At 73.0% G+C, this 8890-nt stretch carries 8 protein-coding genes; 5 read left to right on the top strand and 3 right to left on the bottom strand.

The genetic code is table 11. The features are described 5' to 3' along the window. Nucleotides 1-117: 117 nt before the first annotated feature. Entirely contained in the window at nucleotides 118-807 is a 690-nt protein-coding gene (locus tag ACLL9L_RS02950; RefSeq protein WP_411283157.1) for a hypothetical protein, read from the top strand. Nucleotides 808-904: 97 nt separating this feature from the next. Here ACLL9L_RS02950 and ACLL9L_RS02945 read toward each other — a convergent pair whose 3' ends face one another. After that, nucleotides 905-1756 carry an ABC transporter permease gene (locus ACLL9L_RS02945; protein WP_411283156.1) on the bottom strand — a complete coding sequence of 284 codons (852 nt, stop codon included), beginning with the start codon at nucleotides 1754-1756 and terminating at the stop codon, nucleotides 905-907. Further along, nucleotides 1753-4677 carry an alpha/beta fold hydrolase gene (locus tag ACLL9L_RS02940; RefSeq protein ID WP_411283155.1) on the bottom strand — a complete coding sequence of 975 codons (2925 nt, stop codon included), beginning with the start codon at nucleotides 4675-4677 and terminating at the stop codon, nucleotides 1753-1755. Before ACLL9L_RS02940 ends, ACLL9L_RS02945 begins: the two co-directional genes overlap by 4 nt. 161 nt (nucleotides 4678-4838) lie before the next feature. On the opposite strand from ACLL9L_RS02940, the gene rsmI reads away from it, so the two are divergent. Further along, nucleotides 4839-5714 carry a 16S rRNA (cytidine(1402)-2'-O)-methyltransferase gene (gene rsmI / locus ACLL9L_RS02935; protein ID WP_411283154.1) on the top strand — a complete coding sequence of 292 codons (876 nt, stop codon included), beginning with the start codon at nucleotides 4839-4841 and terminating at the stop codon, nucleotides 5712-5714. A 43-nt stretch (nucleotides 5715-5757) separates the two neighbouring features. On the opposite strand, the gene ACLL9L_RS02930 is transcribed toward rsmI, so the two are convergent. Next, nucleotides 5758-6225: an SRPBCC family protein gene (locus tag ACLL9L_RS02930; RefSeq protein ID WP_411283153.1), complete on the bottom strand. Its 468-nt coding sequence runs from the start codon at nucleotides 6223-6225 to the stop codon at nucleotides 5758-5760. Nucleotides 6226-6422: 197 nt separating this feature from the next. On the opposite strand from ACLL9L_RS02930, the gene ACLL9L_RS02925 reads away from it, so the two are divergent. The 3 genes from ACLL9L_RS02925 to ACLL9L_RS02915 form a co-directional block, all read left to right on the top strand. Then, nucleotides 6423-6965 carry a PH domain-containing protein gene (locus ACLL9L_RS02925; protein ID WP_411283152.1) on the top strand — a complete coding sequence of 181 codons (543 nt, stop codon included), beginning with the start codon at nucleotides 6423-6425 and terminating at the stop codon, nucleotides 6963-6965. After that, nucleotides 6962-8581 carry a PH domain-containing protein gene (locus ACLL9L_RS02920; RefSeq protein ID WP_411283151.1) on the top strand — a complete coding sequence of 540 codons (1620 nt, stop codon included), beginning with the start codon at nucleotides 6962-6964 and terminating at the stop codon, nucleotides 8579-8581. Before ACLL9L_RS02925 ends, ACLL9L_RS02920 begins: the two co-directional genes overlap by 4 nt. A 66-nt stretch (nucleotides 8582-8647) precedes the next feature. Then, on the top strand, nucleotides 8648-8890 hold a 243-nt coding region (locus tag ACLL9L_RS02915), incomplete at its 3' end, for a class I tRNA ligase family protein (RefSeq protein WP_411283150.1).

Here is an 8890-nt window from a genome sequence, read left to right as displayed (position 1 = left end):
GCCGTCCTGGCGCAGAGACATGGCCATGAACGTCGTCCGGGACTGCTCCCGGGGACTTGGAGGAACACTGTGACTACACCCCAGGGTGCATCGACTCGACGTCGTGGTCGGGGACGCGTGATCCTCGCCTCGTGCGCCGTACTCGCCGTCGCCGCCGCTGGCTTGGCGGACCTCAGCTCGGCAGCCGCCAGCTCCGGAACCGGACCGGTCGTGGCGCAGAACGCGTTGGTCGTGTCGACAGCACTCTCCTCAGTGAAGCTCAGCCCGACGGACGTCGTCGGTGGAGGGTCCTCCACCGGGACGGTCACGCTGACGTCGCCGGCGCCCTCAGGCGGTTTCCTCGTCGCCTTGTCCAGCGACAATCCGGCGGCAGCGACGGCACCAGCCTCCGTGACAGTGCCCGCCGGCTCCTCCAGCGCGACCTTCGCGGTCTCGACCATGGTGGTGCCCAACAGCCAGTCCGCCCTCATCATCGGGACGGCGGGGGCCGCGACCGCCTACTCGATCATCACTGTCTGGACGCCGTTCGCCTTCTCGAACGGGAGCATCTCCGTCTTTCCCGGAGGCAGCGGGAGCGGGACCGTCACCTCGCAGCCCGCGGGGATCAACTGCACCATCTCGGGTGGCGGCGGCACGGGAGCCTGCTCCGCCTTCTACCCCGTGGGCACCGTCGTGCGCCTGACCGCCAAGGCGAGCGCCGGCACGAGCTTCCAGGGTTGGCGGGGAATCAACTGTGCGGATGCCTCCAAGATCACCGTGGCACGCGGCTCGGACACGGGCTGTCAGGTGGGCTTCACGTTGAAGTAGACCGCGGGTTCCCCGCCTCGTTGACCTCAGCGACGAGCGGAGGCACCCGTGGCCGGTGGATGCTCGTTCCCACCGCATCTCCGGCACAAGGATGTCCTCAGCTGAGGACATCCTTGCGCCGGAAGGTGCGGTAGGCCAGGCCCAGGAAGATGATCGTGTAGAGGATCGACCAGAGGCTCCCGTGACGCATCGACGTCCAGTCGACCTGGGGGGTGAGCAGGTCGAACCAGGCGCGGTCGTAGTACATGGGCAGGCCGTAGCGCCACGAGCCCAGCGTCTCGATCTGCCCGAGGATCGACGACACGATCGTCACCATGACGGCCCCGCCGACGGCGGCGAGCGGGGCGTCGGTGCGCACGCCCAGCCAGAAGGCGATGGCGCCGACCTGGGCGAGCAGGACGACGAGGTAGGCGACCACGACGACGAGCCGCGGCAGCAGCGTCGACCATTCGAGGACGCCGCCGGCGGGGTTGGTGAAGGGCGCCCACCCGTAGGCGACGCCGCCGACCAGCAGCGACCACCCGACGAGGACGGCGACCGCCAGGGCCATCGTCCCCATGGCCACGACGAGCTTGCTCGTGAGCAGCCGGGCGCGCGGGACGGGGGCGAGGAGCAGGTAGCGCAGCGTCGACCAGGAGGCCTCGGACGGCACCGCGTCGCCGACGAAGAGCGCCGCGAGCACCACGAGCAGGAACGAGGCCGCCGCAGACGTCGCGAAGACGGTGAAGTTCGCCGACCCCGACTGCGCGAGGTCGACCAGACGCGAGCCGGCCGTCGACGAGCCGTTCGACCCGCCGATGGCAAAGGCGCCGACGAGGATCAGCGGGAGGGCGAGCAGCAGGACGAACGCCCAGATCGTGCGGCGCCGGCCCAGCTGACGGCGCAGCTCGGCCCGCCAGGACAGCGGACGGCGTGCCACGTGGGGGACGTCGATGTCGGTCGTGCTCACCTGGACCTCACCTGCCGGAGACGGTCGGTCAGTGACCGCGACCCGTCGCCGGGCTCACCGTCGGAGGCCGAGGCCGAGGCGATGACGCCGAGGAAGACCTCTTCGAGGTGGCGGCGGCTGGTGATGCCGACGATGTCGGCGCCGGTCCCCGCTGCCGCCCGCACCACCTCGGCGCGGGGGAGGTCGGCCGTCACGGTCAGACGGGCCTCCACCGGGTCGAGGTCGACGTCGACCTCTGTGACACCCGCGACCTGCCGCAGACGCTCGGCCACTGCCTCGGCGTCCGCGCCGGGCCCGAGCAGGACCACGGTCGTGTCGGAGCTGTCGACGAGCTCGGCGACGGTCCCGGTCGTGACCACCTTCCCGGCGTGCATGACGACGACGTGGGAGCAGGTCATCTCGACCTCGCCCAGCAGGTGGCTGGAGACGACGACGGTCCGCCCCGACGCGGCATACCGGTGCAGGATCGGGCGCATCGCGGCGATCTGGGGTGGGTCGAGGCCGTTGGTCGGCTCGTCGAGGATGAGGACCTCCGGCATGCCGAGCATGGCCTGGGCGATGCCGAGCCGCTGCCGCATGCCCTGGCTGTAGGAGCGGACCGGGCGGTTGATGGAGTCGCCGAGGGCGGCGACCTCAAGCACCTGGTCGTAGTCCGCGTCGGCCTCGGTCCGTCCCGTCGCCGCCCAGTAGGCGCGCAGGTTCTGCAGGCCGGTGAGGTGCGGCAGGAAGCCGGGACCCTCGATCAGCGCGCCGACCCGGGCGAGGACCGGCGCGCCGGCGCGGATCGGGTCGCCGAGGACGTGCACCGTCCCCGAGTCGGGTCGGATCAGGCCCATGACCATCCGCAGCGTCGTCGTCTTGCCGGCGCCGTTGGGCCCGAGCAGGCCGACGACCTGGCCGCGGTCGGCGCGCCACGACACGTCGTTCACCGCGCGGTGCCCGTCCTTGTAGGTCTTGACGAGGCCGTCGACGACGAGCGGCACGTCGATCAGGTCCGCGCGGGCCGGTTCGTGCTGACGTCGACGGCGCTGCCACCAGGCCGAGCCGAGCAGCGCAAGCAGGACGACGACGATTGCTGCGGCCACCCCGATGGACTCGGTGTCGCGGGTGGTGTCGCCGGAGACGACCCGGCCGGCCACCGAGGGCAGGCTGATGGTCGCGTCCGCGACGGCGACCCGGTCGACCCGGGCCGCGCGGGTGCCGGTGAACGCCGAGTCGGTGCTCGTCACGAGCAGCCGCACCGAGCTGCCGCCCTCGAGCGTCCACGTCCCGGCCGGCAGGGCGACGTCCACGGTCGTTGCGGCGCCCGGGGTCGTCCTGACGGTGACGGGCGCGACGAGCCGCCGCGGCAGGGTCGCCACCCCGGCCGTGACCTGCCACAGGCTGAGGTAGAAGGTCGCCGACGTGCTGGACGACGTCACCGTCAGCCGCGCTCGCGGCGCCCCGACGATGCTCATGCGGTCGGCCACCGGCGCGGAGTCGAAGGCCGCGAACTGGCCCGGCAGCGCCGCGAGCTGGTATGCCGGGAGGCTGGCTGCGAGGCTCGCCGCACCGGGGATGGTCGTCACCGACGCGGGCTGGCCGCCGGGCGGGGCGAGGACGGGACGGGCCGTGGCATCCGTGAGGGCGAGCGTCGTCGACGTCACCGATCCGACGTAGGCGGGGGCCTCGAGGATGGGGGCGACGCTCTGGCGTCTCGGGATCGGCGCGGCGTAGGCGAAGGCGGGCACCGGCAGGCTCGCCGTAGCAGTGGACGCCGTAGCCGTCGTCGCCGTTGACGCGGTCGCGGGGTCGACCGGGAGGTAGCGCGCGAGCCAGGTCCGCAGCGACTCCTCGTCCGCCGCGGCGGTGCTGCTCGGTCCGTCGTGGCCGCCGTCGATCCAGCGGACCGCCACCGGGGTGCCCTGCCCGCTCAGCGTGCGGGCCGTGGCGTCGGCCTGCTCCAGGCCGAAGAGCGAGTCGGCCATGCCCTGGACGAGGTAGGTAGGGGCCTTGAGGGTGCGTAGGACCGGCTTGGGGCTGTGCGCTCGCAGCACGGACAGCAGGGCGTCACTCGGCTGCCCGCTCTCGGCCGCGGCCAGGAAGAGCTGGCACACGGTTGGGTCGAACCGGCCGCACACCGCGCTCGTCGCAGCGGTGCTGCTGCCTCCGGTGGTGGCTGGCAGTGCGGCCGCTGGGGGTGTGGTCGGTGATGGTGCGGCCGCCGAGCCGAAGAACCGTGAGGCCCAGAGCTGCTTGAAGGGGCCCGGCTGGGGGACGCGATCGACCTGGGCGGGCGACGACGCGCCGGCCGGAGCACCGGCCGACGTGACGTTCTGGGGGAAGAAGGCATCGGCCAGGTCGTTCCACGTGATGACGGCCGCGACGGTGTCGACGCGTGGGTCGGAGGCCCCCGCCATCAGGGCCAGCGCGCCGCCGTAGGACGCGCCGACGACGCCCACTCGGGGGTCGCCCGGGGCGTCGAGCCGCACGTCCGGCCGGGCGGCGAGGGTGTCAATGAGCGTCCGGGCGTCGGCGATCTCGTAGTCCGGGTCGTCGAGGTGGATGCGCCCGCCAGAGGCGCCGAACCCGCGTGCCGACCAGGTGAGCACGACGTAGCCGCGGCCCGCCAGGTCGTTCGCTTGGGTGACGAGGTCGTTCTTGCTCCCGCCGAAACCGTGGGCCAGCAGGAGCGCCGGGTGCTGGCCCTTGTCGGACGGCGCGAAGACCGAGGCATCGAGGGTGACCGCCGCCCCGTCCGGTTCGGCGCCCACCGGCACCCGGACGGCCTGCTCGGGGGCGAGTGTCCCCGTCGGGTCGGCGCGGGGGGCCGCAGACCCGGTGCCCGGCATACCGAGCAGGGCCGTGCCTGCGACGGCGAGGAACACGACCGTCCGCGTGGCCCAGCCCCGCGCGCGCACGGCAGGGCGGGGCACGGTCATGGACGACCCTAACCCGATGCCGCCGACCGCCCGTCCACAGCTCCTCACGTGAGGAGCTGTGGACACCGGACCGGGCACTGGCCGTCCACAAGTCCTTACGTGAGGACTTGTGGACGGAGTTGTGGACGCAGTCCGGGCAGACCCTCCGACAGAATGGGACCGTGAGCTCCCCGACGACCCCGACGACCCCGACAGGGCAGACGGCGCCCGGCACCCTGGTCCTCGCGGCCACCCCGATCGGTGACCCGCGTGACGCCGCTCCCCGCCTCGCCCACGAGCTGCTCGGCGCGGATGTCGTTGCGGCAGAAGACACCCGGCGCCTGCGCCGACTGCTCGGTGACCTCGGCGTCGTGCCCCGGGGTCGGGTGATCAGCTATCACGAGCACAACGAGGCGGCCCGCACGCCGGACCTCGTGGCCCGGCTCGTGCAGGGCGATCGCGTCGTCGTCGTCACCGACGCAGGGATGCCGTCGGTCTCCGACCCGGGCTATCGGCTCGTCGTGGCCGCGGTGGCCGCGGGGATCCGGGTCACCTGCGTCCCCGGGCCCAGCGCCGTCCTCATGTCCCTCGCCGTCTCGGGACTGCCCGTGGACCGATTCTGCTTCGAGGGGTTCCTGCCGCGCAAGCAGGGCGAACGGTCGCGCACCCTCACCGACCTCGCGTCCGAACGCCGCACGATGGTTTTCTTCGAGGCGCCGCACCGGCTCGCGGTCTCGCTCGAGGCGATGGCGTCCGTGTTCGGCGCCGAGCGGGAGGCCGCCGTATGCCGTGAGCTCACCAAGACCTGGGAGGAGGTCCGCCGCGGGGGGCTGGCCGAGCTCGCGGCGTGGGCCGCGGACGGGGTCAAGGGCGAGGTCACCGTGGTCGTCGCCGGGGCGGCTGCGGTGGTGAGCTCCGTCGAGGACGCGCTGCCGGCCATCCTTGAACGGGTTGCCGCGGGGGAGCGGCTCAAGGACGTCAGTGCCGACGTCGCGGCGTCGACCGGCCTGTCCAGGAAGGCGCTCTACGACGCGGCGCTCGCGTCCCGCAGGTCCTGAGCGCCCAGGAGTCGCCACGGCCTTCCAGCAGCGCCGGGGAGGCTCAGCGGGCGCCGACCGTCTCGGCGGCGCGCTTGAGCGCCTCGAGAGTGCGCTGCATCCCCGTGGCGTTGTGGCGCGACCGCGAGCCGAGCACGCGGTCCATCGCCGTGCCGATCCAGACCGCGCGGCGGTCGGTCCACTCCTCGACGACCGTGCAGCCGTCACCGTCCTCGTCGCGGATGAAGAAGTACTCCCACCTCGCCACGGCCACCGGTCCGACCGTCACCTCGAAGGCGAGGTTGCGGCCTCGGTCCGCCACGACGACCTCGCCGAAGGTCGTCCACCGCAGCACCCCCGAGCGGTTGTGACCGACGAACCGCCCGCCCTTGACGGCCCGGGTCGCGTCGCCGCGCCAGGTGACCTTCTCGCACTCCGGCGACCACTCACCCATCCTGGGCAGGTCGGCCACGAGGTCGTAGAGGGCGTCGGGGCTCGCGTTGACGTGCAGGGTCTCTCGGACGTCGGCCATCCGGGCATCCTCCCACCAACCGGCCACCACCCGGCCACCGTCCGGTCATCCGACCGGTCACCCGGCCGGCCGGGTGACCGGATGACCGGTCGGTCCGGCGGCCTGGTCGGCCGCTGATCGGTGCAGTGGCGGCCCATCATCTACGGTGGGTGCAAGTGGTCGACGTCGGGTCGGTCGCCGGTGGACGCGAGGCAGGCATGACGGACCGCATCGACGCCGCGGCGCCGGGGGCCTTCGACGCTGCTGCGGCCGCTCCGCGCCTGCGAGAGCCCGCCCACCTCGTCAGCCCCCGGGCGCGGCTCATGTGGCTGACGATCGGCGCCACGCAGACGCTCGTCCTGCTCGCCCTGCAGGGTGGCTGGTGGTTCCTCGACGACGAGGGGTCCCGCACACCGCACTGGGTCGTCGGCGCCCTGTTCCTCGTCCTCGCTGGCGCCTACCTCGTGGCCATGCCGCAGTGGCGCTACCGCGTCCACCGCTGGGAGAGCACGCCCACGGCCGTCTACACCCAGACCGGCTGGATCACCCAGGAGCGCCGAATCGCGCCGGTGAGCCGGATCCAGACCGTTGACCTGTCCCGCGGCCCGCTCTCCCAGGTCTTCCGGCTCGCGAGCGTCCAGGTCACCACCGCGTCCGCCGCGGGGCCCCTGCGCATCCACGGCCTCGACGTCGACGTCGCCCGCCGCCTCGTCGACGAACTGGCCCACGCGACCGCCGCCGAGGTCGGCGACGCGACGTGACCGAGCCCCAGCCGCACGCCGGCCTGCCGCCCGCCGGCCTGCCGCCCGCCCACCTGCAGGACACGGGGCCGGTGCAGCAACCCCCACCGGGCTCCGGCCTGCGATCCGTCGAGACCCACTGGCGCCGCCTCAACGTCCGGATGCTGCTCATCCACCCGGTCCAGGAAGGGCTGAGGTTCCTGCCGGCCCTCGCCGGGGTCTTCATCCTCGGCCGCACCCAGGACCGTGGCGGCGGCGGCTGGTGGGAGCTGGTGGCGCTCGCTGCCGTGGTCGCCCTCGGGTTCCTGCGCTACTTCACGACGCGGTTCCGCATCGAGAACGGCCAGATCGAGCTCCGCAAGGGGCTGTTCACCAAGCAGGTGATCGCCACGCCCGCCGACCGGGTCCGCACCGTCGACGTGACCGCGCCCCTCTTCCACCGCATCCTCGGCCTGGCGAAGGTCGAGATCGGCACCGCGGCGGGCGGGCAGGAACGGCTCGTCCTCGACGCCCTCACCGTCAAGGAGGCCCGCCGGCTGCGTGAGGAGCTCATCCACCGGCGCTCCCTCGCAGCCGCCGAGCCCGGCGCTGGCCCGCCCGCCGTCGGTGGGTCCGATCCCGGCGCCCCGCTGCCCCCACCCACCAACCCCGAGACGACGCTGCTCGGCCTCGACCCGGGCTGGGTCCGGTTCGCCCCGCTGACGACGAGCGGCCTGCTCTCGGCCCTCGCGATCCTCGGTTTCGCCAACCAGTACCTCCAGCGCTACCTCGAGCAGTCCGACCTCGGCAACACCTTCAACAGGCTCGGCGGCTACCCCGTCTGGGTTGACGTCCTCGTCGGCCTCGTCGGTGTCGCGGCGGCCGTCTCGGTGCTGGCCGTCCTCGGTTACCTTCTGCAGTTCTGGGGGTTCCGGCTCACCCGGCACCGCGGCGGGACCCTGCATGTGACCCGTGGCCTGGTGACGAGCCGCGAGACGAGCATCGAGGAGAAGCGGATCCGCGGCGTCGAGATCGGCGAGCCGCTCGGCCTGCGACTCGGCGGCGGCGGCCGCCTCATGGCGATCACCACCGGCCTGAGCAAGAAGGAGCAGGACCGCGGCAGCGCCTGGCTCGTCCCGCCGGCGCCGCGGGCGGTGGTCACCGGGGTGGCCGCGGCCATCATCGGCGACGACGAGGCGCTCAGCGCACCGCTGCGGCAGCACGGCCCGGCGGCGTTGCGCCGCCGCTACGCCCGGGCGATCGGCCCGGCCCTCCTGCTCGCCGTCGGGGTCGTCGTGCTCACCGTCCGGTTCGAGGGACCCCTGTGGGTAGGGGTCGTCGGGTGCCTCCCGCTCCTGGTCTCGCCGCTCGTCGCCAGGGACCGGTATGCCGGGCTGGGACACCGCCTCACCGGCCGCCACCTCGTCGTGCGCTCGGGGACGTTCGTGCGACGCCGCGACGTCCTGCTGCGCCAGGGCATCATCGGCTTCAACCTGCGCCAGACGTTCTTCCAGAGGCGGGTCGGGCTGGCGACGCTCGCGGCGACGACGGCGGCGGGGAAGCAGAGCTACACGGCATACGACATCCCGCTCGGCGAAGCGGTCGCCGTCGCGCACGGCGTCGACCCGCAGCTCCTCGGGCAGTTCCTGGCCTCCTGACCCCGACCCCGTCGGCCTGCGGGCGCGGCCGAAACGGGGTTGGGGCGCCACCCTAGGATCAGAAGCATGAGTCACATCCTGTCCGCCGTCGCCTGGCCGTATGCCAACGGCCCGCGCCACATCGGCCACGTCGCCGGGTTCGGGGTGCCGTCCGACGTGTTCAGCCGCTACATGCGGATGGCCGGCCACGATGTCCTCATGGTCTCCGGCACCGACGAGCACGGCACCCCGATCCTCGTCACGGCCGACCAGCTGGGCGTGAGCGCGAAGGATCTCGCCGACCAGAACAACGCGATCATCGTCAAGGAC

The sequence above is a fragment of the Lapillicoccus sp. genome, from assembly GCF_046595215.1.
GTDB lineage: Bacteria > Actinomycetota > Actinomycetes > Actinomycetales > Dermatophilaceae > Lapillicoccus.
Note: the sequence above shows the minus strand (reverse complement) of the source record. Positions and strands in the feature narration are given on the sequence as shown.

Excerpts from the sequence above, each read along its gene's own strand:
- ACLL9L_RS02940 (WP_411283155.1), bottom strand. The coding sequence starts at position 4,677 with ATGACCGTGCCCCGCCCTGCCGTGCGCGCGCGGGGCTGGGCCACGCGG.
- ACLL9L_RS02930 (WP_411283153.1), bottom strand. The coding sequence starts at position 6,225 with ATGGCCGACGTCCGAGAGACCCTGCACGTCAACGCGAGCCCCGACGCC.
- ACLL9L_RS02925 (WP_411283152.1), top strand. The coding sequence starts at position 6,423 with ATGACGGACCGCATCGACGCCGCGGCGCCGGGGGCCTTCGACGCTGCT.